Genomic DNA, 24,639 nt, shown 5'->3' with positions numbered 1-24,639 from the left:
GGCGGCTGCGACGCTCGCCGGACGGGCAATGGGCGACGCGCGTGACCGCCGATGGCTTCGCGCTGGCGCTCGACTTCCGGCCGACCCAGCCGCCGCTGCCCCAAGGCCGGGGCGGCTACAGCCGCAAGGGACCGGACCCTCAACAGGCAAGCTATTATTATTCGATCCCTCATCTGCGGGTCAGCGGCCGCGTCCGTCGTGGTAACCATGACGAGCCCGTGTCCGGCGAGGCGTGGCTCGACCGCGAATGGTCATCCAATTACCTTGCCCCCACAGCACAAGGCTGGGATTGGACCGGGCTCAACTTCGACGACGGATCGGCGCTGATGGCGTTCCGGATCCGGCGCAAGGGTGGCGGCACGATTTGGGCCGGCGGCTCCTATCGCCGGCCGGGCGGCGCCGTGGCGGTGCTGGGACCCGGCGACGTCGCTTTCCGCACGCTCGCAACGTGGCGCAGCCCGGCCACCGGCGCAGTCTATCCGGTGAAACAGGAACTCAGCATCCGCGTTGACGGGAGGATCGAGCGGTGGCGCCTGCAACCGATGTTCGCCGCGCAGAAACTCGATGCGCGGCGAAGTGGACTTCCGGTCTATTGGGAGGGCGCGGTCAGCACGCGCGGCGGTCGCGGCTACCTCGAACTGACCGGCTACGACCGGGCACTCAGGATGTAGAGGAAACGGCCAAGATCGGTCTATCGGTGCGAGGCAGAGTTTTGACACTCGGCAGCGGTCGTTAATTCCAGCCCACGCCCTCACAGATCAGGGCGTCAGGGTTATATCTGGGCGGCTTTCAAGTCGCTCAGCCTTGGACCCCGCTTTTCACGCGCACGCCATCCCGCTAACGCAACACCACTTCCGGGGAGGGCCTGTAGCTCAACGGTAGAGCCGGCCGCTCATAACGGCTAGGTTGGGGGTTCGAATCCCTCCGGGCCCACCACCACCTTACGCTCCGGCATCAGCCCGCCATCGGCATCCTGAGCACGAGATCGCCGCCATCGGCCTCGAGCCGGCCGCCGACGATTTGCGCCAGCCCGACGACCATCCGTAGCGAGAAATTGACCGCGTCGCCGTCGGTGCCATCGAACAGCGCCGCCGGGCTCAAACCCTCGAGCGCACGCGGGCGCGAAAGGCGCAGCGCGCAGAACCCGTCTTCGCGCCGCACCGCGAGGCGCAGCGTCTCGCCCGGCGTGGTCGCCGCCATGACGGCGTCGGCGAAGCGGTCGAGCAGGCGCTCGGCGAGGTCGCGGTCGAGCGTGCACAGGCCTTCGTGCGCCGGAGAATCGATCGCCAGCGTCACGCCGCGCTCGCTCGCCCGGGCCTGCAGGCCGGTCGCGAAGGCCGGGAAGAAGGTCGCGAAATCGGTCGTCGACCCTTCCTCGCCGCTGCGCGACCTCAGCCGCGCGGCGAAGTCGAGGTCGTCGATCGCGGCGAGCAGGATGTGCGCCTGCGCGACGATTTCGGCGGCCCGAGCGCGATAGCCGCTCTGCGCCGGCCCGAAATACTGGCCATCGATGATCTCGGCGAAACCGATGATCGCATTGAGCGGGGTCCTGATTTCATGAACCAGCTCACGCAACGCCGCCGGGTCGAGCGGTCCCGGCGCGGCGGCGATCGCCGGCGGGGCGAGCGCCTCGGCGCGTCGGGCGATCCCGCGATAGCCGACGAAGCGGCCGTCGCCGGGCGCGAACGCCGGCACGCCGCTGATCAGCCAGCGTCCGGCGACGATGCCCGCGTCGGGCAGCGACAGCGCGGAATCGCGGAACGGTGCGCGGCGGGAGAAGGCGCGTTCGACGTCGCGGTCGACGCCCTCGTCGGCGTCGGCGCGGGCGATCGAACGCCCGACCAGGGCGCCGCGCGGGGCGCCTTCGACCCATGCGATGTTGCCACCCGGCCCGCACTCCCACCGGAACAGCGCGGGCGATTCGGTCGAGATCGCCGACTGGGCAGCAGGGCTCGGTGCGTTCGGTGCGATCGGTCGTGACGGCGCATCGGGTGAGACGGTGGGCGTCGGCGAGGCCGGCGCAGTCTCGCGCGCGAGGCGCAGCCGTTCGATCCGCTCGACGAGTTCGCTGATCGTCGGCAGGTCGGCCACTGGCGGCGGGCCCGGTTCGACCGGCTTCGCGACCCGTGGTGCGGCTTTGGCGAGTGATGGGTGCATTGCCTCGAGGAAACGGCGCACCTCGGGCGATGCGCCGGCGAGTAACGCAGGATCGGGCATGATCCCGGTGAGCAAGGGCGCGGCGACGTCGAGCGTGTCGCCGGCGAAGGCTTCGAGCAGTGCGGGCGGCAGGGGGCGGCCGGCGATCGCCCGCGCGGCTGCGGCGCGCAGTGGCGCGGCGACTTCCTGCTGCCCGGCGCGGATCTCGGCAATGGCCTCGGCAACGATCGGACCGCTCGCGTCCGGCCCGACGCGCGCGACGAGGTCGACCAGCTGGCGCCAGCGCACCGCGCGGTCGTGCCCACCGGTGACGGTCAGGCCGAGGATCGTGGCAAGGCGGTCGTCGAACTTCACAGGTGCAAACTGGGCCTCATTGTCCGGCTGCGGGCGCGTCAGACTTGGGCAGGGTTTGCTCGCGAAAACAGGGGGATGCGATTAACCATCCCGCAATGGGACAATGGCTTGACCGACCCGAGCACATCGAAAAAAGGGCGCCGGCGATCCCGCCGACGCCCCCTTTCCCGAGCAGCTATTCGATCAGGCGCGAGACGACACCCACGCCAACCAATATTTGGCGATCTCGGCCTGGCCCGGCCCAACCGCCTTCAGCGCGGCGATCGCGCCGGCCTTGTCGCCCGACTGCACCAGTGCTTGGCCAAGCCGCAAGTTGACCAGGTCCTGATCGGCGTCGGCCTTGCCCAGCGCAACGCGATACAGCGCCGCTGCCTGGGCGTAATCGCCGTAGCCAAGCAACCGGTCGCCCACGAGCATCGCCGGCTTGCCGGTTGCCCCGGCCAACGCGGCCTTGGCCGCCGTCGCCGCCGAGGCGCGGTCGCCGATCGACTTGCCCTTGGCCAGCGCGAAGGTCCGCGCGAGCGTCACCGACTGGAGGCTGATCGAGTTCGCGGCCGCCCCTTCCTGGAGCACCGCAACCGCTTCGCCCGGATAGCCGCGCGCGATCAGCGCTTCGGCGAACGGGAGGTAATCGCTCTCCCCACCGAGCGCCTTGGTGACGCGGGCCAGACGGAACAGGTCGATCAGCGCGGGCCGCTCGGCACCGCTCATGTTGCGATAGATATTGATCGCATCGCGCCAGTGCGTCGGGGTCGGATAGGCCGACGCCCACTGGCGCGACAGCTCGTAAGTCGCCGGCAGCTTGGCTTCATAGGAGCGCGCAACCGCCGCCTGATACCAGCTTTCGGGAACCGCCACGCCGGTCGCTTTCTGCCGAGCGATTGCCTGGGTCAGCGCCTCGACGCTCGGCCCGTTGAGCTTCTGCTTCAACAACAGGTCGGATTTCAGCAGCAGCGCATCGGTGTTGTTGGGGTCGAGCGAAATCGCCTTGTCGAGCGCGTTCGTGGCCATGCCGTACTGCTGCGCAATGCCGAACTTCTGGCCGGCATGGAGATAGATGCGGATCAGATCGGGGCCCGGCGCGCCATTGGCCCGCATCGCGTCGGCTGCGGCGACGAGCGCGGTGTTGTCATCGGCATCGATCGCCGCCTGCAGCTGGAGCGACGCAATGGCGTAGCGGTCGTCAGGCACCTTGGCGAGGGCCTGCGCGGCGGCAACGAGGCCCGGGATCGCGGCGACATTCTTCGCTTTGACCGCGGTCTGCAGGTCGATGATCGCCTTCTGCGCCTGGGACGACAATTTGAGCGGCCTCGGGGCGGCCTGTGCGGGGGCGGCGGCGGGGGCCGGCGCCTGAGCTAAGACCGGGCTAGCGGAGGCGAGAGCGAGGCCGAGGGCCGTTCCAATCGCAGTGTTGACGAACTTCATCCTGATCTCCTGTTGACCTGCCGTCGTGCGGCTAAACTGGCGGGCGCGGGGATAGTCCCCAATCGCCCCGACGCAAAGCGGGATTACAGGCGCGGGCTGAATGCCAATTGAACCAGTGACTTGGCGGAAGCGCTTTGACCCCTTCCGATGAAGCAGCTAGCGCCCGGCGTTGATGCTGATCCTCCTCTCCCCCGCCAAGACGCTCAATCTCGAGTCCCCCTTCCCTGACAGCCCCAGCGAACCGCGCTTCGCGGCGGAGGCAGGGCGCATCGCGCGGGCGGCAGCGAAGCTCAAGCCCGACGATCTCGCCGCATTGATGAACATCTCCGCCGCGCTCGCCGAGCTTAACGCAAAACGCTTCAAGACCTTCGCCAAGGCCGAGGCCCGCCCGGCGATTCGAATGTTCGCCGGCGACGTCTATCGCGGCTTCGACGCCAAGTCGGCCGAGCCTGCGGTGATCGATTATGCGCAGGATCACGTGCGGATCTTGTCGGGCCTTTACGGGGTGTTGCGCCCGCTCGATGCGATCAGGCCTTACCGGCTCGAGATGGGCACCGGCTGGTCACCCAAGGGTGGCAAGCTGGTCGACCATTGGGGCCGCAAGGTCGCCAGGGCGCTGTTCGCCGAACTGGCCAAGGAAGGCTCGAACACCATCCTCAACCTCGCCAGTCGCGAATATTATGCCGTCGTCGGACCGTTCGTGCCGAAGAAGCTGCGCGTCATCGCCCCCGACTTCCGCGTCCGTACCGCAAAAGGCCTTCAGTTCCAGAGCTTCGCCGCGAAAGTCGCTCGCGGCGCGCTCGCCCGCTTCGTCTGCGACGAACGCATTGCCGACCCCGAATCGCTACAGCAATTCGACCGTGACGGCTGGCGCTTCGACGCCGCGGGATCGACCCCCCAAACCCCGCTCTTCGTCCGCGAACAATAGCCCCCTCGCGCACGTGCGTACGCGTACGCGGGGTGGCGCTCGGTCATCTGATCGACTAAGACAAACAGACGAGCCGGCGACCGCCGCAGCTCGTGCAGTTCCACGTACCGACAGGACATAGATTTGGCCACGACCCCGCCGGTTGCCGACACCAGCGATATCCACCCCATCTCGATCGTCGACGAGATGAAGACCAGTTACCTCGACTATGCGATGAGCGTCATCGTCAGTCGTGCGCTGCCGGACGTCCGCGACGGGCTCAAGCCGGTCCACCGCCGCATCCTCTACGCCTGCCAGGAAGCAGGCTATGTCGCCGGCCGGCCCTATCGCAAATCGTCGCGCATCGTCGGCGACGTCATGGGTAAATATCACCCTCACGGAGACAGCGCGATCTACGACGCGCTTGCCCGCATGACTCAGGACTGGTCGATGCGCGTTCCGCTGATCGATGGCCAGGGCAATTTCGGCTCGATGGACCCCGATCCGCCCGCCGCGATGCGCTACACCGAAGCGCGGCTCGCCAAGGTCGCCAACTTCCTGCTCGGCGACATCGACAAGGACACGGTCGACTTCACGCCGAACTACGACGCGTCCGAACGCGAACCGCAAGTGCTCCCCGCGCGATTCCCCAACCTGCTCGTCAACGGCGCGGGCGGGATCGCGGTCGGCATGGCGACCAACATCCCGCCGCACAACTTGGGCGAAGTAATCGCCGCCTGCCGCGCCTATCTCGACGACCCGACGGTGACCTCCGAAGCGCTGATGGAGCACGTCAAGGGCCCCGACTTCCCGACCGGCGCGATCATCCTTGGCCAGGCGGGAATTCATTCGGCCTACACCACCGGCCGCGGTTCGATCCTCCAGCGCTCGCGCCACCACGTCGAAGAAGGCCGCAACGACCGCCGCTCGATCGTCCTCACCGAAATCCCCTATCAGGTCGGCAAGAACGGCCTGGTCGAGAAGATCGCCGAGGCCGCCCGCGAAAAGCGGATCGAGGGCGTCAGCGATATCCGCGACGAATCGAACCGTCTCGGCGTCCGCATCGTCATCGAGTTGAAGCGCGACGCGACCCCCGAGGTCGTCCTCAACCAGCTATGGCGCCATACCCCGGCGCAATCCTCGTTCGCCGCCAACATGCTCGCGATCCGCGGTGGCCGCCCCGAAACGCTCGCGCTGCGCGACATCATCGAGGCGTTCGTCAAGTTCCGCGAAGAGGTCATCATCCGCCGCTCGAAATATGAGCTGCTGAAGGCCCGCGAGCGCGCCCACATCTTGCTCGGGCTGGTCGTCGCGGTGACCAATCTCGACGAGGTCGTCCGCATCATCCGCGGCTCGTCGAGCCCCGCCGCCGCGCGCGAGGCGTTGATCGCCCGCGATTGGGACAGCGAGCAGATCCGGCCATATATCAAGCTGGTCGAAGCGGTCGAACCCCAGGCGGCGGGCTCGACCTACCGCCTTAGCGAATTCCAGGTGAGGGCGATCCTCGAGCTTCGCCTCCACCGCCTGACCGCGCTCGGCCGCGACGAGATCGGCAACGAACTCGCCACCCTCGCCAAGGTCATCGCCGAGTTGCTCGACATTCTCGGTGACCGGGTGAAACTCTACGCCGTGATGCGCGAGGAGCTTGACGCGGTCGACGCCGAGTTCTCGACCCCGCGCAAATCCGAACTCGCCGCCGCGTTCGACGGCCTCGACGACGAGGACCTGATCGAGCGCGAGGACATGGTCGTGACGGTGACCATGACCGGCTACATCAAGCGCACTCCGCTGACCCTGTTCCGCGAGCAGAAGCGCGGCGGCAAGGGCCGTTCGGGGATGAACACCAAGGACGAGGACGTCGTCACCGAATTGTTCGTTACCTCGACCCACAACCCGGTGCTGTTCTTTTCCAATCTGGGCCGCGTCTATCGGATGAAGGTGTGGCGCCTGCCCGAGGGCAACCCCGCCGCGCGCGGCCGGCCGATGATCAACCTGCTGCCGCTGGCCGATGGCGAGAAGATCACGACCGTGCTCCCGCTTCCCGAGGACGAGGGTGAGTGGGCGGCGCTGCACATCATGTTCTGCACCGCCAAGGGCACGGTGCGGCGCAACCCGATGAGCGCCTTCACCAACATCCCCACCGCCGGCAAGATCGCGATGAAGTTCGGCACGCCCGACACCGGCGACGACGACGGCGACGACGGCGAGGAACAGCGCGACACCGGCGACCGGCTGATCGCGGTCGCGCTCCTCACCGAGGAAGACGATGTCCTCCTCGCGACGCGCAACGGCAAGGCGATCCGCTTCCTGTCGACCGACGTGCGCGAGTTCCAGTCGCGCTCGTCGACCGGGGTCCGCGGCGTCCGCCTGCTCGGCGACGACAAGGTCATCTCGATGTCGATCCTCCACCGCGTCGGCACGTCGCAGGAGGAGCGCGAGGCCTATCTCCGCTCACCCAAATGGCGCGACAATGATCGCGCCGAAGGGCTTGCCGAGGAGCGCTACGCCGAGCTCGCCGACAAGGAGCAATTCCTCCTCACCGTGACCAAGAATGGCTTCGGCAAGCGCTCGTCGACCTATGAGTATCGCCGTACCAACCGTGGTGGGCAGGGGATCACCAACATCGTCACCTCGGAGCGCAATGGCGGGGTCGTCGCCAGCTTTCCGGTCACGCCCGGCGAGCAACTGATGCTCGTCACCGACCAGGCCAAGGTCATCCGCACCACGGTCGGCGACATCCGCATCGCCGGGCGCAATACGTCGGGCGTGATGATCCTGCGCGTCGGCAAGGGCGAGCATGTCGTCTCGGTCGCGAAGATCGACGAAAGCGAGGAAGCCGAGATCGAGGTCGGGGCGATCGATGGCGAGTTGGCGCCGGCCGACGATGCGGAGATCGGCGAGGACCTCGCCGAGGGCAGCGCCGAATAAGGTGAACCCCCGTCGGGTAACGCAATAACGGGAACGCGCACCCCCTCCCCCTCGTTCTTCCTGGCATCAGCCAAGGAGACCGCCATGTCGCTTCCCAACAACGCCCTCGTGCTCGTCGCCGACGGGCGCACGATGCTGTTCCTGCGCAATCATGGCGATGCCAACCAGATCGACCTGCGCACCGAGATGCATGACGAGCGGGCGGACGCCAAGTCCAGCGATATGGGCACCGACGGCCCCGGCACCCAGGCGCAAAGCGGCGGCTATGGGCGCCCCGCGGTCGAGCAGACCGATTACCACCAGCAGGCGGAAGACCGCTGGGCCAGCGACGCCGCCGACGAACTCAACCGCCGCGTCCTCGCGCATGACTTCGAAAGCCTCGCGATCATCGCCCCGCCCAGGCTGCTCGGCGAACTGCGCAAGCACCTCCGCAAGGAAGTCGAGCGCCGTGTCGTCTGCACCATCAACAAGGAAATGAGCGGTCGCCCGACCCCCGAGATCGAAGCGCTGATCGTCAGCGAAACCGCCCCGACCGAACCCGCCGGCATTTAGGGAAACAGGTTGATCACCTCGGCCTCGGGTGCCACCGCCTTGATCAGCAACGAGCGATGGCACCCGCCCGGCGCGCGCTCGAAGCACAGCAAGGCACTCGGCGCCCCCGCGGCCAGCGCCACCATCTCGGCGCCTTGCGCAATCGCTTCGGGCAGTTCGAGCTGCCCGGCATAAATCTCCTCAAGCTCTGCCTGGCGCCCCTTGCGCGCCGCCTCGCGCCCCGCCGGCGGCGTGCCAAGCGCCCGCAAGTGGACATAGTCGATCCCCACCTCGGCCAGCGCGCCCCTCAGCGGCGTCTTCGAAAACCCCGGCCGCCGCGACAGCGGCAGCGCGCGCACGTCGATCACGCGCTGAACCCCGGCACTGGTCAGCGCCGCAATGAATTCGCCCATCGTCGTCGCTTCATAGCCGATCGTGAAAATCTTCATGGGGTGGATTTAAGCGCCCGCCCGCGCCATTGCGAGCGACATGCACGACATCCACATCATCGGCGGCGGGCTCGCTGGCTCCGAGGCGGCATGGCAATTGGCCGAGGCCGGCCTCACCGTCCGCTTGTCTGAAATGCGTGGAAGCGGCGACACGACCCCGGCGCATGAAACCGACCGCCTTGCCGAAATGGTCTGCTCGAACAGTTTCCGCTCCGACGATGCCGAAAATAATGCGGTCGGCCTGCTCCACCAGGAAATGCGTGACCTGGGTTCGCTGGTGATGCGCGCCGCCGACAAGCACCGCGTCCCGGCCGGTTCGGCGTTGGCGGTCGATCGCGCGGAGTTCGCCGCGGAGATCACCGGCGCGATCGAGGGCCACCCCCACATCACCGTTGTCCGCGAACGCGTCGACGCGCTTCCCGAAGGTCCCGCAATCATTGCCACCGGCCCGCTGACCGCTCCCGGCCTCGCCTCGGCGATCGCCGGGGCGACCGGCGCCGGCGCACTCGCCTTTTTCGACGCGATCGCTCCCATCGTCCATCACGACAGCGTCGACATGGACATTTGCTGGATGGCAGCGCGGTGGGACAAGGGCGGGAAAGACTACATCAACTGCCCGATGAACCGCGAGCAATATGACGCCTTCATCGCCGCGCTCAACGCCGGCGAGAAGACCGAGTTCAAGGAATGGGAGCGCGACACGCCCTATTTCGAGGCCTGCATGCCGATCGAGGTGATGGCCGAGCGCGGGCCCGAGACGTTGCGCTTCGGGCCGATGAAGCCGGTCGGGCTCGACGATCCCAGAACCGGGCGCTGGCCCCATGCGGTCGTCCAGCTGCGCCAGGACAATGCGCTCGGCACTTTGTGGAACATCGTCGGCTTCCAGACGAAGTTGAAACACGCCGACCAAGTGCGCATTTTCCGAACAATTCCAGGCCTTGAGAACGCCGAGTTCGCACGACTTGGCGGGATTCATCGCAACAGCTTTATCCGTTCGCCCGAACTGCTCGACCACGAACTTCGCCTCAAAGCCCGCCCGAATATTCGCTTCGCCGGCCAGATCACCGGTTGCGAAGGCTATGTCGAAAGCGCCGCGATCGGCTTGCTAGCCGCCCGCTTCGCCGCCGCCGAAGGCCGCGGCACGGCGCTGCCCCCACCACCGCTCGAAACCGCGCTCGGCGCCCTGCTGGGCCATCTCACCGGCGGCGCCGTCGCCCAAACCTATCAGCCGATGAACATCAACTTCGGCCTGATGCCCCCGCTCGAGGGCAAGAGCCGCAAGGCCGACCGCAAAAAGGCTTACACGACGCGCGCGCGCGCTTCGTTGGCCACATGGATCGATGGGCAGCGCGCGCTCCAACCTGCCTGATCGTCCACCGCTTGCGGGTTAACAATTGCAACGAGCCGGATGCAGTTTCGGTTTTGGTGCCGTCTGAATATATTCCGCCGCAGTCAGCGAGCCCGACCTGTCGTTGTCGGCGCCCTCGAACTTGGTGATCGTCTTCGCCGCCCACTCGTTGAACGCCAATTGGCCATTGTGATCGATATCGAGCTTGGCGAATGCCTTGCGCCGGGGCGCGAGCAATTCCTCCTCGGTGACCTTGCCGTCCCGGTCCTTGTCTGCTCGCCCAAACCGTTTCTCCTCGCGCGTCTTCGCCGTCGCTTCGGGCACGCCCGGCAGCTCCGGGGTGAGCAGGGCGAACTGCCTTCCCGATGACGTTGCTGCCCGGACTTCGGGCGCGGTCGGAAAGGAGGGGCGGCTGGCGGCATGCCCTTGCCAGAACAGGAAGGCGCCAGTGGTGAGAAGCAGCGCGATCGCGCCGCCGGCCATGAATCGAGTCACGCGGGTGAACCTCCGTCGATCGAAGATTCGGCAGGTGCAGCCTATTCCCGCCGCGCCGGATAATCTGCCCCCGTAATCCTACCGTGAAAACGATGCCCCAGAAGTGCCAGCGCCCGCCCCGGCGTGCCTTCGGGTTCGGCCAGGTCACGCGCCGCCAGCCGCGCCGCCAGCGTCACCGGGCGAGCGGCGCGACCAACCCGCCGGCCGCGCAGATCGACGAGCAAGGCCTGCCGCGCCTGACCGAAATCACCCAGCCGCCGCCGCATCGCGTCGCCCAGCGCGAACAGGCTTCCAGCCTTGGGAAGGAGCGGATCCTCAACTCCCAGCAACCGCGCCTCGATCGCGAACAGCCGCTGCCCACGCAGCAGGACCCGGTCCGCATCCGGCACCGGGTCGAGCAGCGCCGCCCAGCCCTCTTCGATCCCCGCGACATCGCTCCCGCTTACGCCCCGCGACACGATATGATCCGCCACCGCGCGCAACCGCGGTTCGGGCGGCGCCGGGTCATGGTCGAGCCGGGCCAGAGCCTCGCGCCACCACGCCAGCTTGATCCCCGCCAGCGCCGGCTGGCTCGCCGCCGCAATGGCGGCCCACATCGCCTCGTCGATTGCCCATAGCGCCACGATCGCCGGCCGCAGCGCGGACGGGAAATGGTGCAGCATCAAGGCCCGGTCGGGCCCGAACGCCTGCTCAGCGATAACAGACGCTCCGCGCCGCCGCGACGACATCGCTCGCCTTGAGCAGCGCCAGCTTCTCGAGGTTGGCGGCATAGGGCATCGGCACGTCGACATTGGTCACGCGCAGCACCGGTGCGTCGAGGTCGTCGAACCCCTCCTCCATGCAGATCGCCATGATCTCGGACGAGATCGAGCAGGTCGGCCAGCCTTCCTCGACCACCACCACCCGGTTGGTCTTCTTGAGGCTCGTCAGCACCGCTGCCTTGTCGAGCGGGCGCAGCGTGCGCAGGTCGATGACCTCGGCGTCGATCCCGTCGGCTTTCAGTTCCTCGGCCGCCTGAAGCGCCACCGCGACCCCGATCGAGTAGCTGACCAAAGTCACGTCCTTGCCTTCGCGCGCCACGTGAGCCTTGCCGATCGGCAGGACATAATCATCGAGCACCGGCACGTCGAAATGCTGGCCGTAAAGCAGCTCGTTTTCGAGGAACACGACCGGGTCGGTGGTGCGAATCGCCGCCTTGAGCAGCCCCTTGGCATCGGCCGCGCTATACGGCGCGATCACGATCAGCCCTGGCACGCTGGCGTACCACGGCGCGTAATTCTGGCTGTGTTGCGCGCCGACCCGCGCGGCCGCGCCATTGGGTCCGCGGAACACGATCGGGCAGCGCATCTGCCCGCCCGACATGTAATTGGTCTTGGCCGCCGAGTTGATGATGTGGTCGATCGCCTGCATCGCAAAGTTGAACGTCATGAACTCGACCACCGGCCGCAGCCCGCCCATCGCCGCGCCGGTGCCGAGGCCAGCAAAGCCATATTCGGTGATCGGCGTGTCGATCACGCGCTTCTTGCCGAATTCCTGCAGCAGACCCTGCGTCACCTTGTAGGCGCCCTGATATTCGGCGACTTCCTCGCCCATCACGAACACCCGGTCGTCGCGCCGCATCTCCTCGGCCATCGCATCGCGCAGCGCGTCGCGGACGGTCATCGACTTGAGTTCGGTTCCCTCCGGCACTTCAGGAGCATCATGAGTCCGCGCCACATCGGCGACCAGGTCGCGCGCGCCCGATTCCATCTGATGAGGAGTGGGCGTCGCTTGTGTCGGCTGCGAAGTCGGCTGCTCGACCGGCGCGGGTGATGCTGCGGGCGCGGGCGATGAAGTTTCCCCCTCCCCGACCATCGTCGCGATCAACGCGCCGACCTTCACCCCGTCGGTCCCCGCGGCCACCAGAATCTTGTCGATCACCCCCTCGTCGACCGCCTCGAATTCCATCGTCGCCTTGTCGGTCTCGATCTCGGCGAGGATGTCCCCGGATTTGACCGCGTCGCCTTCCTTGACCAGCCACTTGGCCAGCGTCCCCTCCTCCATCGTCGGCGACAGCGCGGGCATTTTCAATTCAACGCCCATCAGTAGGACTCCACCAGCACGTGGGTATAAAGCTCGCCGGCCTCGGGCTCGGGGGCTTCCTCGGCATATTTGGCGGCGGCGATGACGATCGCCTTGATCTCGGCATCGATCGCTTTGAGCTCGTCCTCGGCCATCCCCATGGCTTGCAGTTCCTTGGCGGCATGCTCGATCGGGTCGCGCCCCTCGCGATAGCTCTGGACCTCCTCGCGGGTGCGGTACTTTGCCGGATCGGACATCGAGTGGCCGCGATAGCGGTAGGTCATCAGCTCGAGGATAATCGGCCCCTTGCCCGCGCGGGTCCATGCCAATGCTTCCTCGGCCGCGCCGCGCACCGCGAGGACGTCCATCCCGTCGACCTGGATGCCCGGAATGCGGAAGCTTTCGCCACGCTTGTAGAACTGGTCCTCGCTGGCCGATCGCGCTACCGACGTGCCCATCGCGTAGCCATTATTCTCGATCGCATAGATCACCGGCAGCTTCCACAGCTCGGCCATGTTGAAGCTCTCGTAGACCTGCCCCTGGTTGGCCGCGCCATCGCCGAAGTAAGCGAGGCACACCCCGCCGTCGCCGCTGTACTGGTGCTTGAAGGCGAGGCCGGTGCCCAGGCCGACCTGCGCCCCGACGATGCCGTGCCCGCCGTAAAAGCCATGCTCGACCGAGAACATGTGCATCGACCCGCCCTTGCCCTTCGAGATGCCCGCCTGGCGCCCGGTGAGTTCGGCCATGATGATGTTGGGATCGATGCCATAGGCCAGCATGTGGCCGTGGTCGCGGTAGCCGGTGATGACGCTGTCCTTGCCGACGGTCATCGCCGACTGCAGCCCGACCGCGACCGCTTCCTGGCCGATGTAGAGGTGGCAGAAGCCGCCGATCAGCCCAAGCCCGTACAATTGCCCGGCCCGCTCCTCGAACCGGCGGATCAGCAGCATCTGCTTGTAGAGCCCGAGCAGCTCTTCCTTGCTTGCCTTGAATCGTTCGGGTTGCGCTGGCCGTTCGCGGTTGGGGGTATCGATCGCCGCTACCGGAGCAGCAGCCTTGGTCTTGGCAGCTCGCGCCACGGGCCTCTCCAATCAAATTATCGCCCGCGCTATGAAGCGTGAGCGGAAGACTGGCAATGCCGTAACGGCTGTTCATACGTAGGTGTAACTGACGCTGCGGCAACGAGCGAAGCGCGCTCAGTTGAGCGGAACGACCACTTCGTCGGGGCGGACGAGGCCGAGGTCGCGGCGCACCAGCTCGTCGGCCATGTCGGGATCGGCCCTGCGCGGGTCGAGCAATTGCGAGCGATGCTTGAGCACGGCGCGCTGCTGCTCGAGATCGATCAGCTCTTTCTTGCGGTCGAGAAAGTCGCGGTGATAGCCGCCCCAGGCCAGCAATCCGTTCGGGCCGGCAATCGCATAACCGGCGAAATTCCCGACGATAATCAGCGCCAGCGCCGGCAGCGCCGCGCGCCTCATCATCCGGATCGTCTTGTTGACCGCGCCCATCGTCCTTAAGAATCAGAAAGACGCCATGATGGCAAGCGCAAAGCGCGGGATTCGCCTTGTTTTTTTGGGATCGTGGCGGCCGAGACTCAGATTAGGCCGCACCGAAACGTGATCGAGCGAATTCGTTGTCCTACAGCTGCTGGATTGGGCCAGCGTCGGTCCATGCGCCGGACCACACTCTCCGTTTCCTACCCGCCACGGATCGCATCGCGGCGGAAGGGCTCAATATCGCGGGTAGCTAGTGTCCATGTTGTCCATGGCGGGTCGCGGACCAGCCCCGAATCACCCCTTGTAAGCGCGCAAGGCCGCGACCCCCGGATAACGCGCCGCAGAGCCCAATTCCTCTTCGATGCGCAAAAGCTGGTTATACTTCGCCGTCCGGTCCGAGCGCGCCAAACTCCCCGTCTTGATCTGCCCGCAGCCGAGCGCCACGGCCAGATCGGCAATCGTCGAATCCTCGGTCTCGCCCGAACGGTGCGACATTACCGCGGTATAGCCCGAGGTCTGGGCGAGCCGCACCGCCGCGATCGTCTCGGTCAGCGTCCCGATCTGGTTGACCTTGACCAGGATCGAGTTGGCTATCCCGTCGCGAATCCCGTCCGCCAGCCGCGCCTCGCTGGTCACGAACAGATCGTCGCCGACGAGCTGGACGGAGGTGCCGATCTTGTCGGTCAACGACTTCCACCCGGCCATGTCGTCCTCGCCCATGCCGTCCTCAATCGACGCGATCGGGTAGGCGGCGGCGAGCTCGGCGAGGTAGGACGCCATTTCCTCGGGCGAGAGCGTCCGCCCTTCCCCCGTCATCGCGTAGGCGCCATCCTTGAAGAACTCGGTCGAAGCGCAATCGAGCGCCAGCAGCACATCCTTGCCAAGCGAATAACCGGCCTTGCCGACCGCTTCGCCGATCAGGTCGAGCGCGGCGCGCGCCGAGGCGATGTTCGGCGCGAACCCGCCCTCGTCGCCGACTGCGGTCGACAGCCCCTTCGAATGAAGTTCGGCTTTCAGCGCATGGAAAATCTCCGCCCCGCAGCGCAGCGCTTCGGCAAAGTTCGGCGCACCGACCGGCATCACCATGAATTCCTGGAAGTCGATCGGATTGTCGGCGTGCGCCCCGCCGTTCAGGATGTTCATCATCGGCACCGGCAGCAAGGTCGCCCCGACCCCGCCGACATAGCGGTACAGCGGCAACCCGCGCGCGTCGGCCGCCGCCTTCGCCGCCGCCAGGCTCACGCCCAGGATCGCGTTCGCACCCAACCGGCTCTTGTTTGCCGTCCCGTCGAGATCGATCATCACCGCGTCGATCTCGGCTTGGTCCTCGGCTTCGTAGCCGACCACCGCATCGGCGATCTCGCCATTGACCGCAGCAACCGCCTGGTCGACCCCCTTGCCGCCCCAGCGCTTGGCGTCGCCGTCGCGCTTCTCGACCGCTTCATGCGCTCCGGTCGAGGCCCCCGACGGCACCGCCGCGCGGCCCAGGCTGCCGTCCTCGAGCAGCACGTCGACCTCGACCGTCGGATTGCCGCGGCTGTCGAGGATCATTCGGGCGTGGACGTCGACGATCACGGTCACTGGCACCTCGTTTGTAAAATCGTTACGCTGCGGCCCCTATCGACCGACCGTCTCCGCGACAAGTTTTGCCGCAACGCGGGAACGGTGGTTCGGGCTGGCGTGTTTGTACTGGCGTAAATTCCGCACAAGGGAGACGCGTATCATGGCTGAAACCACCTTGCCCGAGGGCACCGACACCATCGTCAGCGACGCCAAGATGGCCGGCGTGGGGAGCGAACTCGGCTCGACCGACACGCGCACGCGCCGCGGCGACTCGAGCCTCACCACCAGCGACTCGTCCGATTCCAGTACTGGCACCGGCACCGGCGGTGGCGTCCGCGAGGCGATCAAGGACGGCACCGACAAACTCAAATCCACCGCCAGCGACCGGGCGATGGGCTTCGTCAGCCAGGGCATCGAACGCTCGAGCGGCGCGCTAAGCAACGTTTCGGGGCTGATCGGCGACACCGCCGCCAACCTCGACGAGCGGCTTGGCGCCCAATATGGCGATTATGCCCGCCAGGCCGCGCAGTCGATTGAGCGCGCCGCGCAGAGCCTTGCCGGCAAGGACCCCGAGGAACTGATCGACGACGCCCGCGCGATCGTCCGCAAGTCGCCGGGCATCGCACTGGCCGGCGCGGCGATCCTCGGCTTCGCGCTGGTCCGCGTGGTCAAGTCGGGGCTCGACAGCGGGTCCAGCTCGCGCAAGTCGAACTGAGGCGCCAAGCGAACGCCATGCTCAAGCGGACCGACCTCACCGACGATGGGCCCGAGCCCCAGCCCGAGCCTTTGGCCGACCTTTTCGGCCGGGCGAAGGACGAGGCGCGGGCCTGGGCGATGGCCGAGGTCGCGCTGTACAAGACGATCGGCACCGAGAAGGCCAATTCCTTCAAGGTGCCGATCATCCTGTTCGCGACGGCACTATTCCTCGGTCACGCCGCCTTGCTCCTGCTCGTCGCGACGTTGTTCGTCGGCCTCGCGCAACTGATGAACCCGGCGCTGGCTGGCCTCGTCAGTGTGCTGATCCTCGCGGGCGTCGCCGCTGTCCTCGTCAAGATCGGCATGGCCAAGCTCAAGGGGCCGGTGCGATGAGCGCCGCCGACGTGCGCATCGCCGCCGCGCGCGGCGAGGCCGAGGCGGCCCGCCAGCGCCTCGCGAGCACGGTCGAGCAAATCAAGGTCCGCCTCGCTCCCGCGGCGATCGCCCATGACGCCTGGGAAGGTGCCAAGGACAAGGGCGCCGAAGTCGCGGAAGGGGCGGTGACCGCCGTCAAGGAGCGGCCCGCGATGGTCGTCGGGGTTGCCGCCGGTGCCGCGCTGATCCTCGCCCGCAAACCGATCATCAGCCTCCTCACCGGGCTGTTCAGCGATCGTGAAAAGCCCGTCAGGGCGCGTACCAGGAATTAGGAGTAACATCATGGCCAAGCAACAGATTTCAGACATTGATCAGCGCGACGCCGCCACCATCGGCGACCGCGCCAATGCGGCGCTGAGCCAGTTCGGCGACACCGCCTCGACCCAGATCGGCAACAGCCCGCTGATCGCATTGGCTGGCGGTATTGCGCTCGGCGCGTTGATCGCCGCAGTGCTCCCCCAGACCGAGCGCGAGAGCGAGCTGCTGCAGCCGGTCGGCACGAAGGTAACGGACGCCGGGCGCCACGCCGCCGACAGGGTCCGCGAGGCCAGCAAGGCCAAGGTCGACGAGCTCGCCGGCGACAAGCTTCGCGAATTCTTCGGTTTCAGCGGCGGGTCCGCGAACGATTCCGCCTAGTATTTTCGCGAGCGGGGCGGTTTTCGCAGCCGCCCCACTGTGCTAGCGCGATCTGCATGAGCAAGCTTCACCTGGTTTTCGGCGGGCGGGTCAAGGATCCGCAGGGCCTCGACTTCACTGATTTGAAAGCGGTGGATTTCGTCGGCCTGTTCGACAATTACGCCGATGCCGAGGAAGCGTGGCGTGGTTCCGCCCAGCGCACCGTCGACGACGCCGAGGTGCGCTACGTCGTCGTCCACCTCCACCGCCTGCTCGAACCCGAAAACCCGCCGCTGCCGGCGTAGCGCCTCACGCGTTGCGATACCGATACAGCAGCAACGGCCGCTGCATCGCCAGCCCGGCGAGGAAGCCGCCGATGTGCGCCGGGGTCGCCAGCAGCATCCCTTGCGTTCCCATCAGATAACCGAACCCGACCTGAATCGCGATCCACGCGGCCATCAGCCAGGCGACGTTCAACCAGCGGTTGAGCATTCGCGACTTCACGATCGCCTTCTGCTGGCCGTAACTCAGCGCAAACGCCCCGATCAGCGCACTGATCGCCCCGCTCGCACCGATCATCGGAGAATCGCTGAGCGGCCCGACAAGAAACTGTGCGGCGGCCGCGACATAAGCGCCAATCACATAAAGTAGCAGCGTCGCCTTGGCCCCGAGCACCCGCTCAACCGCCAGCCCGCACCACAACAGCATCAACAGGTTGCCGGCCAGGTGCAGGAAACTGCCATGGACCAGGGTCGCGCTCAGCGGCGTGAGGAACGCCGGCACCGCCGGAGAAATCGCCAATCCACCGCCAAAGCGCAGCGGCACGAACCCCATCAATATTCCGGCCCGGTCGACCGCCCCGAGCAGGATCACCAGCAGCGAGACGATTGTCGTGACGGCCGCGATGACCCCGGTCGCGGTCCGCGCTTGAGGAGGCAACCGCACCGGCGACTCAGATGAATTCGAGCTTCTGGATCTCGTAATACTTCTCGCCCGACGGAGTTGTCACTTCGACCTCCTCGCCGACCAGTCGTCCAATCAGCGCGCGACCTAGTGGGGAATTATAGCTGATCCGGCCGTTGGTGGCGTTCGCCTCGACCTGGCCGACCAGCTGGTACCTCACCCGCTTCTTGTCCTCGTCGAGCAACGTCACCGTCGCCCCGAACACCACTTTTTCACCCGAAAGCGTTGTCGGGTCGATCACCAGCGCGCGGCTGAGCTGGTCCTCCATGTCGGAGATCATCGCCTCGATCTGGCCCTGCCGCTCTTTCGCCGCATGATATTCGGCATTTTCCGACAGATCACCGTGCGCGCGGGCGACCTCGATCGCCTCGATCACCGAGGGCCGTTCGAACATCTTGAGCTGCCGCACCTCGGTCTCGAGCTTGCGATGGCCCTCGGCCAGCATCGGCACTTTCTCACTCGCCATCTTGTCGTCCCCTCTGACAAAAACCGGTCCGGCGCCAGCCCGGTCGGCGGCGCGAAAGCTTACCGGATTTTCGGAAAAATCAGCGTTTCAGGGCCGAATAATAGGACTGAAGCGAGCGAACTTCAAGCGCATGGCCGCGCAGCGCCCCAATTGCGTGCGCCACGGCGAGGCTCGCGGCGGCGGTAGTGAAGTAGGGCACCTTGCGCTGGAGCGCGGTCATGCGGATCGCCTGGCTGTCCTTCATCGACTGCCAGCCCTCGGTCGTGTTGAACACCAGCTGCACTTCGCCGTCGGTCAGCCGGTCGACAATGTGCGGCCGACCTTGCGCGACCTTGTTGACCTTCTCGACCTTCAGGCCCGCCGCGGCGAGCATGTCGGCCGTCCCGCCGGTCGCGATCAGGTGGAAGCCGAGCTCGGCCATCTTCGTCGCGGCGGGCAGGATGTGCGCCTTGTCGGTGTCCTTGACCGAGATGAACACCGTCCCGCGGTCGGGCAGGATCACCCCGCCCCCAAGCTGCGACTTGGCGAAAGCAATGTCGAAATCGTCCGAAATTCCCATGACTTCGCCGGTGCTCTTCATTTCCGGTCCGAGCACGGGATCGGTCCCCGGGAAGCGTGCAAACGGGAACACCGACTCCTTGATCGCGATGTGGCCGATATCGCGGTTGATCGGGAGGTGCGGGGCGAGCGGCTCGCCCGCCATCACCAGCGCCGCGATCTTGGCGATCGGCCGCCCGATCGCCTTGGCCACGAACGGCACCGTCCGACTGGCGCGCGGATTGACCTCTATCAGGTAGACGAGCTCGTCCTTCACCGCGAACTGGATGTTCATCAGCCCGCGCACGTCGAGCGCCAGTGCCAGCGCCCGGGTCTGCCGCTCGATCTCGGCAAGGATGGCAACCGACAGCGAATAAGGCGGGATCGAGCAGGCGCTGTCGCCCGAGTGGACCCCGGCCTCCTCGATATGCTGCAGGATGCCCGCGATCGCGACGTCCTTCCCGTCGCAGATCGCGTCAACATCGACCTCGATCGCGTCGCGCAGATAGCGGTCGATCAGCACCGGGCTCGACCCCGACACCTGCACCGCGGTCGCGATATAATGATCGAGCTGCTCGGGCCCCTCGACGACTTCCATCGCCCGCCCGCCAAGGACGTAGGACGGACGCAGCAGGACCGGATACCCGATCCGGCTGGCGATGTTCAGCGCCTCGTCGCGGGTCCGCGCCAGCCCGTTCGCCGGCTGCCGCAGCCCAAGCTTGTCGACCAGCGCGGCGAACCGCTCGCGGTCCTCGGCGAGGTCGATGCTGTCGGGCGAGGTGCCCAGGATCGGCACCCCCGCCGCCTGCAGCCTCGCGGCCAATTTCAGCGGCGTTTGCCCACCAAGCTGCACGATCACCCCGAGCAGTTCACCGCGCTCCTGCTCGCGCTCGATGATCGACAGCACATCCTCTTGCGTCAGCGGCTCGAAATAGAGCCGGTCCGACGTCTCGGGATCGGTCGACACCGTTTCGGGGTTGCAGTTGACCATGATCGTCTCGAAGCCCGCACCGTCGCGCCCCAGCGCGAACGCGGCGTGGCAGCAGCAATAATCGAACTCGATCCCCTGGCCGATCCGGTTCGGACCGCCGCCCAGGATCATCACCTTGCGCCGATCGGACACCGCCGCCTCGTCGTCGGGTTCGCCGAACAGCGGCGCCTCGTAGGTCGAGTAGAGATAGGGCGTCGATGCATCGAATTCGGCCGCGCAGCTGTCGATCCGCTTGAACACCGGCTTGACCCCCAGCCGTTCGCGCAACGCACGCACTTCGGCCTCGGTCACGCCCCCGGTGAGCCCCTTGAGCGCGTCATGGACAATGCCCGATCCCCGCGCGGCCGCCTCGCTATGCGCTCGCGGCGCCCCGGCCGAACGCAGCGCCAGCTGCGCCAGCCGCGCGTCCGAAAAGCCCATCGCCTTGAGCCGCCGCAAGCCAATCGCGTCCTGCGGCAGGCCGTCTTCGCGGACTTCAACTTCGGCGGCAACAATCTCGGCCAACCGCTCGATAAACCACGGGTCGAACCCGGAAATGGCGTGGATCCGCTCGACCGAGAAACCGTGGCGCAACGCCTCGCCCGCGACCAGCAGCCGGTCGGGCGTCTGCCGCGCCAGCGCATTCTCTATCTCGTCGTCGCTGGCATGCTCGAGCTCGCGCACCCGGTCGAGCCCGCACAGACCCGTCTCCAGCCCGCGCAGCGCCTTCTGCAGGCTCTCCGCGAACGAGCGCCCGATCGCCATCACTTCGCCGACCGACTTCATCGCCGTCGACAGCTCGGCCTTGGCGCCCTTGAACTTCTCGAACGCGAAGCGCGGGATCTTGGTCACGACATAATCGATCGTCGGCTCGAACGACGCCGGCATCGCCCCGCCGGTAATGTCGTTGGCGATTTCGTCGAGCGTATAGCCAACCGCCAGCTTGGCCGCGACCTTGGCAATCGGGAAGCCGGTCGCCTTCGATGCCAGCGCCGACGATCGCGACACGCGCGGGTTCATTTCGATGACGAGCATCCGCCCGGTCTTCGGATCGACCGCGAACTGCACGTTGGAACCGCCTGTTTCCACACCGATTTCGCGAAGCACCGCGATCGATGCCGAGCGCATCCGCTGATATTCCTTGTCGGTCAGCGTCAGCGCCGGGGCGACGGTGATCGAATCGCCGGTATGGACGCCCATGGGGTCGATATTCTCGATCGAGCAGATGATGATGGTATTGTCGGCGCGGTCGCGCACGACTTCCATCTCATACTCCTTCCACCCGACGACGCTCTCGTCGATCAGCACTTCGGTGGTTGGGGACGCTTCGAGGCCGGAGCGGACAAACCCCTCATATTCCTCGCGATTATAAGCGATCCCGCCGCCCGTCCCGCCCAGCGTGAACGACGGCCGGATGACCGCGGGCAAGCCGACGTCGGGCAGCGCCGCCCAGGCTTCGGCTATCGTATGAACGATCGCCGAGCGCGGGCTTTCGAGTCCGATGCGGTCCATCGCATCGCGGAATTTCTGCCGGTCCTCGGCCTTCTCGATCGCTTCGGCGTTGGCCCCGATCAGCTGCACGCCCAGTCGCTCGAGCGTCCCGTCCTTGGCCAGCGCGAGCGCGGTGTTGAGCGCGGTCTGCCCGCCCATCGTCGGCAGCAGTGCGTCGGGTTTTTCCAATTCGATGATCTTGGCGACCACCTCGGGCGTGATCGGCTCGATATAGGTCGCGTCGGCAAGGTCAGGATCGGTCATAATCGTCGCCGGGTTCGAATTGACGACGATCACCCGATAGCCCTCGGCCTTGAGCGCCTTAACCGCCTGCGACCCGGAATAATCAAACTCCGCCGCCTGCCCAATGACGATCGGCCCGGCGCCAATGATCAGGATCGAGGAAATGTCGGTGCGGCGGGGCATTAGCTCTTTGCGCCGAAATGCTTCCGGCCGATTTCGACTAACTGCTCGAAGGCGGCTTCGCTCAAGCGCAAATTTTGGCTGCGAGCGCCGACATGCACTCGATCCGCAGACCCATAGCTGTTCAACTGGAGGAAACGCTCACCATCAAATTCAAGTTCTACGATGCAGCCGCCAATCGCGCCCGGCTGTGGACGCTCGCGATCCTGATCGAGCCGTTCGAATTTGCGAATTACGGCCATCTTACGAATCCTCTCTCATCATTCCAACGAACTTCTCGAACAGGTAGAAACTGTCCTGCGGGCCGGGGCTCGCTTCCGGGTGGTACTGGACCGAGAAGGCCGGGCGGTCCGTCAACTCCAACCCGCAATTGCTGTTGTCGAACAGGCTGACGTGCGTCTCGCGGACGCCCTGCGGCATGCCGTCGCGCTCGACCGCGAAGCCGTGGTTCATCGAGGTGATCTCGACCCGGCCATCGCTGATCCGCTTGACCGGATGGTTCGCGCCGCGGTGGCCCTGGAACATCTTCGACGTCCGCCCGCCGACCGCCAACGCGAGCAGCTGGTGGCCGAGGCAGATGCCGAACAGCGGCAGCTTCGTTTCGAGCAGCTGGCGGATGACCGGCACCGCATACTCCCCCGTCGCCGCCGGATCGCCCGGGCCGTTCGAGAGGAAAAATCCGTCGGGCTTGAGCGCCATAATCTCATCGAAGCTCGCGCTCGCCGGAACGATCGTCACCTTCGCGCCCGCCTCGACCAGGTTACGGAAGATGTTGCGCTTGGCGCCATAATCGATCGCGACGACGTGGGGCCGCTCGCCATCCCCGTCCCCGCCGAAGCCGAGTTCGAGGCTCCACTTGCCCCCGGACCAATTCTCTAGTCCCGCCCGGCTGACCTCTTTCGCGAGGTCCATGCCCTCGAGCCCGGGCCATTCCGCCGCCTGCCGCTGCAACGCCGCGACATCGAACTCGCCCGCGGCCGAATGCGCGATGACCACGTTGGGCGGCCCCTCGCGCCGCACCAGCCGGGTCAGCGCGCGCGTGTCGAGCCCCGAAATCCCGATCCGCTTGTTCGCCGCCATCCATTCGGCGAACCCGACCGTGGAGCGAAAATTGCTTGGCCCGCTTACCGCCTCGCGCACGATACAGCCCAAGGCATGCGGGTCGTCGGCCTCGAAATCCTGATCGTTCGCGCCGACATTGCCGATGTGCGGAAAGGTGAACGCGACGACCTGCCGGGCGAATGACGGGTCGGTCATCACTTCCTGATAGCCAGTCATCGCAGTGTGGAAGCACAGCTCGCCGACCGCCGACCCTTCCGCCCCGAACCCCGTTCCCCACGCCACGCGCCCGTCGCCGAACACCAGACACGCCGTCGCGCCGGGTGGCTGGGCAATGGACATGGGTCGAGAGTCGGCCATCGGCGGATGGGGCCTTTCGGGTCGGTTTTGCAGCAATGTCGCTAAGCCACAGCCGCTAGGGCCGGATGGCGCGAAGGTCAACGGCTGTAACCGTCCTGCCATTCGCGCTAGACCTCGGGTTTCCGCTTTTGACCACGGGTTCGAACATGATTCGCGACGATATCAAGGCCGCGCTGGTGAGCGCCATGAAGGGCGGCGACAAGGCCACCACCCAGACGCTGCGCATGGTCAGCTCGACCATCAAGAACCGCGACATCGAGGCGCGCACCGGCAAGGCACCCGATGACGACGACCTGCTCATTACCGAAGTCCTCCACAAGATGATCAAGCAGCGCCGCGAATCGGTCGTGCTTTATCAAAAAGGCGGGCGGGAGGAGCTCGCCGCGGTCGAGCAGGCCGAAATCGCCACGATCGAACGCTTCATGCCGCAACAGATGGACGATGCCGAGGCCAAGGCCGCGATCGGTGCGGTCATCGAAGAGGTCGGCGCGGCGAGCATGAAGGACATGGGGCGCGTCATGGCGCTGGTAAAGGAACGCCACGCCAGCAGCATCGAACCCGCCCGAGCCAGCGCGCTGGTGCGGGGTTTGCTGGGCTAGGCGTGAGCCTTTCTCCGCAATTTCTCGACGAACTGCGCGCCCGCACCCTGCTGTCCGCCGTCATCGCGCCGTCGGTCAAGCTCCTGCGCGCCGGGCGTGAGTGGAAGGCGTGTTGTCCGTTCCACCAGGAGAAAACCCCCAGTTTCACGATCAACGACGAGAAGCATTTCTACCATTGCTTCGGCTGCGGCGCGCATGGCGACGCGATCCGCTTCCTCACCGACGCACGCGGGCTGCCGTTCATGGAGGCGGTCAAGGAACTGGCGGGCAAGGCAGGGATGGAGGTGCCCGCCGCTGACCCGCGCGACCGC

Annotated in this window: 26 protein-coding genes and 1 tRNA gene; 13 read left to right on the top strand and 14 right to left on the bottom strand. The window is 66.4% G+C overall.

Translation table 11 applies throughout. From position 1 onward, the window contains the following. Positions 1-671 (top strand): carotenoid 1,2-hydratase (locus Q0R27_RS07260; RefSeq protein WP_293942853.1); only part of this gene is annotated, 671 nt, incomplete at its 5' end. A gap of 190 nt (positions 672-861) precedes the next feature. After that, a tRNA-Ile gene (locus tag Q0R27_RS07255) sits at positions 862-936 on the top strand. An 18-nt stretch (positions 937-954) separates the two neighbouring features. On the opposite strand, the gene Q0R27_RS07250 is transcribed toward Q0R27_RS07255, so the two are convergent. After that, positions 955-2,511: a histidine kinase dimerization/phospho-acceptor domain-containing protein gene (locus tag Q0R27_RS07250; RefSeq protein ID WP_293942851.1), complete on the bottom strand. Its 1,557-nt coding sequence runs from the start codon at positions 2,509-2,511 to the stop codon at positions 955-957. A gap of 183 nt (positions 2,512-2,694) precedes the next feature. Beyond that, a complete protein-coding gene (locus Q0R27_RS07245; protein WP_293942849.1) occupies positions 2,695-3,936 on the bottom strand; it encodes a tetratricopeptide repeat protein in 1,242 nt (413 codons plus the stop codon). A 172-nt stretch (positions 3,937-4,108) separates the two neighbouring features. Here Q0R27_RS07245 and Q0R27_RS07240 point away from each other — a divergent pair, with 172 nt between their 5' ends. The 3 genes from Q0R27_RS07240 (at position 4,109) to Q0R27_RS07230 (ending at position 8,323) form a co-directional block, all read left to right on the top strand. After that, on the top strand, positions 4,109-4,864 hold the full coding sequence (locus tag Q0R27_RS07240; protein WP_293942855.1) for a YaaA family protein: 756 nt from the start codon (positions 4,109-4,111) through the stop codon (positions 4,862-4,864). Positions 4,865-4,987: 123 nt separating this feature from the next. Beyond that, a complete protein-coding gene (gene gyrA / locus Q0R27_RS07235) occupies positions 4,988-7,771 on the top strand; it encodes a DNA gyrase subunit A (protein ID WP_293942847.1) in 2,784 nt (927 codons plus the stop codon). A gap of 84 nt (positions 7,772-7,855) precedes the next feature. Beyond that, the gene (locus Q0R27_RS07230) at positions 7,856-8,323 is read left to right on the top strand and encodes a host attachment family protein (protein ID WP_293942845.1); all 468 of its coding nucleotides are present in this window, start codon (positions 7,856-7,858) and stop codon (positions 8,321-8,323) included. Here Q0R27_RS07230 and Q0R27_RS07225 read toward each other — a convergent pair. Further along, positions 8,320-8,751 carry a DUF488 domain-containing protein gene (locus Q0R27_RS07225; protein WP_293942844.1) on the bottom strand — a complete coding sequence of 144 codons (432 nt, stop codon included), beginning with the start codon at positions 8,749-8,751 and terminating at the stop codon, positions 8,320-8,322. The genes Q0R27_RS07230 and Q0R27_RS07225 overlap by 4 nt on opposite strands. Before the next feature lie 40 nt (positions 8,752-8,791). Here Q0R27_RS07225 and trmFO point away from each other — a divergent pair, with 40 nt between their 5' ends. Further along, the gene (gene trmFO / locus Q0R27_RS07220) at positions 8,792-10,120 is read left to right on the top strand and encodes a methylenetetrahydrofolate--tRNA-(uracil(54)-C(5))-methyltransferase (FADH(2)-oxidizing) TrmFO (protein ID WP_293942843.1); all 1,329 of its coding nucleotides are present in this window, start codon (positions 8,792-8,794) and stop codon (positions 10,118-10,120) included. Positions 10,121-10,138: 18 nt separating this feature from the next. On the opposite strand, the gene Q0R27_RS07215 is transcribed toward trmFO, so the two are convergent. From Q0R27_RS07215 to eno, 6 genes are all read right to left on the bottom strand, one after another. Then, positions 10,139-10,582 (bottom strand): histidine kinase, encoded by a 444-nt coding sequence (locus Q0R27_RS07215; RefSeq protein ID WP_293942841.1) that lies wholly within the window; start codon positions 10,580-10,582, stop codon positions 10,139-10,141. Positions 10,583-10,635: 53 nt separating this feature from the next. Then, positions 10,636-11,256 (bottom strand): hypothetical protein, encoded by a 621-nt coding sequence (locus tag Q0R27_RS07210; protein ID WP_293942839.1) that lies wholly within the window; start codon positions 11,254-11,256, stop codon positions 10,636-10,638. Between the two features lie 28 nt (positions 11,257-11,284). Beyond that, positions 11,285-12,676, bottom strand: a complete 1,392-nt coding sequence (locus Q0R27_RS07205) for a pyruvate dehydrogenase complex E1 component subunit beta (RefSeq protein ID WP_293942837.1) — start codon at positions 12,674-12,676, stop codon at positions 11,285-11,287. Beyond that, a complete protein-coding gene (gene pdhA, locus Q0R27_RS07200) occupies positions 12,676-13,734 on the bottom strand; it encodes a pyruvate dehydrogenase (acetyl-transferring) E1 component subunit alpha (protein WP_293942836.1) in 1,059 nt (352 codons plus the stop codon). The genes Q0R27_RS07205 and pdhA overlap by 1 nt, the downstream gene beginning before the upstream one ends. Positions 13,735-13,851: 117 nt before the next feature. After that, entirely contained in the window at positions 13,852-14,136 is a 285-nt protein-coding gene (locus Q0R27_RS07195) for a septum formation initiator family protein (RefSeq protein WP_293942835.1), read from the bottom strand. Between the two features lie 309 nt (positions 14,137-14,445). Beyond that, on the bottom strand, positions 14,446-15,732 hold the full coding sequence (gene eno / locus Q0R27_RS07190; RefSeq protein ID WP_293942833.1) for a phosphopyruvate hydratase: 1,287 nt from the start codon (positions 15,730-15,732) through the stop codon (positions 14,446-14,448). Positions 15,733-15,874: 142 nt separating this feature from the next. On the opposite strand from eno, the gene Q0R27_RS07185 reads away from it, so the two are divergent. Genes Q0R27_RS07185 through Q0R27_RS07165 form a run of 5 tightly spaced genes read left to right on the top strand, consistent with a single transcriptional unit; the run spans position 15,875 to position 17,765 of the window. After that, positions 15,875-16,429, top strand: coding sequence for a hypothetical protein (locus tag Q0R27_RS07185; protein WP_293942831.1), 555 nt, complete (start codon positions 15,875-15,877; stop codon positions 16,427-16,429). Positions 16,430-16,446: 17 nt separating this feature from the next. Then, complete coding sequence (locus Q0R27_RS07180; RefSeq protein ID WP_293942829.1) at positions 16,447-16,803, top strand: phage holin family protein; 357 nt, start codon at positions 16,447-16,449, stop codon at positions 16,801-16,803. Beyond that, positions 16,800-17,117 carry a DUF3618 domain-containing protein gene (locus tag Q0R27_RS07175; RefSeq protein WP_293942827.1) on the top strand — a complete coding sequence of 106 codons (318 nt, stop codon included), beginning with the start codon at positions 16,800-16,802 and terminating at the stop codon, positions 17,115-17,117. The genes Q0R27_RS07180 and Q0R27_RS07175 overlap by 4 nt, the downstream gene beginning before the upstream one ends. A 10-nt stretch (positions 17,118-17,127) precedes the next feature. Next, positions 17,128-17,481, top strand: coding sequence for a hypothetical protein (locus Q0R27_RS07170; protein ID WP_293942825.1), 354 nt, complete (start codon positions 17,128-17,130; stop codon positions 17,479-17,481). Positions 17,482-17,537: 56 nt separating this feature from the next. Beyond that, on the top strand, positions 17,538-17,765 hold the full coding sequence (locus Q0R27_RS07165; protein ID WP_293942823.1) for a DUF4170 domain-containing protein: 228 nt from the start codon (positions 17,538-17,540) through the stop codon (positions 17,763-17,765). A gap of 4 nt (positions 17,766-17,769) precedes the next feature. Here the strand turns inward: Q0R27_RS07165 and Q0R27_RS07160 are convergent, their stop codons facing one another. From Q0R27_RS07160 to carA, 5 genes are all read right to left on the bottom strand, one after another. After that, positions 17,770-18,405 carry a rhomboid family intramembrane serine protease gene (locus tag Q0R27_RS07160; protein ID WP_293942821.1) on the bottom strand — a complete coding sequence of 212 codons (636 nt, stop codon included), beginning with the start codon at positions 18,403-18,405 and terminating at the stop codon, positions 17,770-17,772. Between the two features lie 7 nt (positions 18,406-18,412). Beyond that, positions 18,413-18,889 carry a transcription elongation factor GreA gene (gene greA / locus Q0R27_RS07155; RefSeq protein WP_293942819.1) on the bottom strand — a complete coding sequence of 159 codons (477 nt, stop codon included), beginning with the start codon at positions 18,887-18,889 and terminating at the stop codon, positions 18,413-18,415. 79 nt (positions 18,890-18,968) lie between these two features. Further along, complete coding sequence (gene carB, locus Q0R27_RS07150) at positions 18,969-22,313, bottom strand: carbamoyl-phosphate synthase large subunit (protein ID WP_293942817.1); 3,345 nt, start codon at positions 22,311-22,313, stop codon at positions 18,969-18,971. Continuing rightward, entirely contained in the window at positions 22,313-22,552 is a 240-nt protein-coding gene (locus Q0R27_RS07145) for a hypothetical protein (protein ID WP_293942815.1), read from the bottom strand. The genes carB and Q0R27_RS07145 overlap by 1 nt, the downstream gene beginning before the upstream one ends. Before the next feature lies 1 nt (position 22,553). Next, positions 22,554-23,729 (bottom strand): glutamine-hydrolyzing carbamoyl-phosphate synthase small subunit, encoded by a 1,176-nt coding sequence (carA, locus tag Q0R27_RS07140; RefSeq protein ID WP_293942813.1) that lies wholly within the window; start codon positions 23,727-23,729, stop codon positions 22,554-22,556. A 146-nt stretch (positions 23,730-23,875) separates the two neighbouring features. Between carA and Q0R27_RS07135 the strand changes: the two genes are divergently transcribed. Both Q0R27_RS07135 and Q0R27_RS07130 read left to right on the top strand, forming a co-directional pair. Next, positions 23,876-24,328: a GatB/YqeY domain-containing protein gene (locus Q0R27_RS07135; protein WP_293942811.1), complete on the top strand. Its 453-nt coding sequence runs from the start codon at positions 23,876-23,878 to the stop codon at positions 24,326-24,328. A gap of 2 nt (positions 24,329-24,330) precedes the next feature. Beyond that, positions 24,331-24,639 (top strand): CHC2 zinc finger domain-containing protein (locus Q0R27_RS07130; RefSeq protein ID WP_293942809.1); only part of this gene is annotated, 309 nt, incomplete at its 3' end.

Origin of the sequence: Sphingomonas sp. (assembly GCF_025362505.1) — a bacterium.
GTDB lineage: Bacteria > Pseudomonadota > Alphaproteobacteria > Sphingomonadales > Sphingomonadaceae > Sphingomicrobium.
This window is presented reverse-complemented; position numbering and strand designations above follow the sequence as displayed.

What these genes read in the sequence shown, in the direction of transcription:
- Q0R27_RS07170 (WP_293942825.1), top strand. Translation starts at nt 17,128, where the DNA reads ATGGCCAAGCAACAGATTTCAGACATTGATCAGCGCGACGCCGCCACC.
- Q0R27_RS07230 (WP_293942845.1), top strand. Translation starts at nt 7,856, where the DNA reads ATGTCGCTTCCCAACAACGCCCTCGTGCTCGTCGCCGACGGGCGCACG.
- Q0R27_RS07165 (WP_293942823.1), top strand. Translation starts at nt 17,538, where the DNA reads ATGAGCAAGCTTCACCTGGTTTTCGGCGGGCGGGTCAAGGATCCGCAG.
- Q0R27_RS07210 (WP_293942839.1), bottom strand. Translation starts at nt 11,256, where the DNA reads ATGCTGCACCATTTCCCGTCCGCGCTGCGGCCGGCGATCGTGGCGCTA.
- Q0R27_RS07185 (WP_293942831.1), top strand. Translation starts at nt 15,875, where the DNA reads ATGGCTGAAACCACCTTGCCCGAGGGCACCGACACCATCGTCAGCGAC.
- Q0R27_RS07205 (WP_293942837.1), bottom strand. Translation starts at nt 12,676, where the DNA reads ATGGGCGTTGAATTGAAAATGCCCGCGCTGTCGCCGACGATGGAGGAG.
- Q0R27_RS07215 (WP_293942841.1), bottom strand. Translation starts at nt 10,582, where the DNA reads ATGGCCGGCGGCGCGATCGCGCTGCTTCTCACCACTGGCGCCTTCCTG.
- Q0R27_RS07225 (WP_293942844.1), bottom strand. Translation starts at nt 8,751, where the DNA reads ATGAAGATTTTCACGATCGGCTATGAAGCGACGACGATGGGCGAATTC.
- Q0R27_RS07135 (WP_293942811.1), top strand. Translation starts at nt 23,876, where the DNA reads ATGATTCGCGACGATATCAAGGCCGCGCTGGTGAGCGCCATGAAGGGC.
- Q0R27_RS07245 (WP_293942849.1), bottom strand. Translation starts at nt 3,936, where the DNA reads ATGAAGTTCGTCAACACTGCGATTGGAACGGCCCTCGGCCTCGCTCTC.
- Q0R27_RS07180 (WP_293942829.1), top strand. Translation starts at nt 16,447, where the DNA reads ATGCTCAAGCGGACCGACCTCACCGACGATGGGCCCGAGCCCCAGCCC.
- greA (WP_293942819.1), bottom strand. Translation starts at nt 18,889, where the DNA reads ATGGCGAGTGAGAAAGTGCCGATGCTGGCCGAGGGCCATCGCAAGCTC.
- Q0R27_RS07175 (WP_293942827.1), top strand. Translation starts at nt 16,800, where the DNA reads ATGAGCGCCGCCGACGTGCGCATCGCCGCCGCGCGCGGCGAGGCCGAG.
- trmFO (WP_293942843.1), top strand. Translation starts at nt 8,792, where the DNA reads ATGCACGACATCCACATCATCGGCGGCGGGCTCGCTGGCTCCGAGGCG.
- carA (WP_293942813.1), bottom strand. Translation starts at nt 23,729, where the DNA reads ATGGCCGACTCTCGACCCATGTCCATTGCCCAGCCACCCGGCGCGACG.
- carB (WP_293942817.1), bottom strand. Translation starts at nt 22,313, where the DNA reads ATGCCCCGCCGCACCGACATTTCCTCGATCCTGATCATTGGCGCCGGG.
- Q0R27_RS07195 (WP_293942835.1), bottom strand. Translation starts at nt 14,136, where the DNA reads ATGATGAGGCGCGCGGCGCTGCCGGCGCTGGCGCTGATTATCGTCGGG.
- Q0R27_RS07145 (WP_293942815.1), bottom strand. Translation starts at nt 22,552, where the DNA reads ATGGCCGTAATTCGCAAATTCGAACGGCTCGATCAGGATCGCGAGCGT.
- Q0R27_RS07240 (WP_293942855.1), top strand. Translation starts at nt 4,109, where the DNA reads ATGCTGATCCTCCTCTCCCCCGCCAAGACGCTCAATCTCGAGTCCCCC.